1 pseudogene is annotated in these 321 nt (G+C 70.4%); it reads left to right on the top strand.

What is annotated here, in order from left to right:
• Positions 1-90: 90 nt before the first annotated feature.
• Positions 91-321: pseudogene (locus ADK64_RS11105) on the top strand (nuclear transport factor 2 family protein); the annotation flags it as partial.

Genomic DNA, 321 nt, shown 5'->3' on the forward strand with positions numbered 1-321 from the left:
GGGGGGACTTACCAGCCCACGTCCGTCTGGCCTCCGGGCCGACCGTGGCCCGGAGTGCCTACGCTGTCACCGCTGCGGAAGGGCGGTGCCATGGATGCTGACTCCCGGACCAAGACCGCGATCGAGGAGCATTGGCGGGCCTCGGAACGAGGGGACACCGAAGCCGAGCACGCCATCTACGCCACGGACGCGATCCTGGACTACCCGCAGTCAGGTGAGCGCTTCCGGGGCCGCGCGACGATTTCGGCGCAACGCGGTGGGCACCCGGCCGACCGGCACTTCAGCGTCCAGCGGATCACCGGCCACGCGCATCTGTGGGTG

The sequence above is a fragment of the Streptomyces sp. MMG1121 genome (assembly GCF_001280015.1).
Classification (GTDB): Bacteria; Actinomycetota; Actinomycetes; order Streptomycetales; family Streptomycetaceae; genus Streptomyces.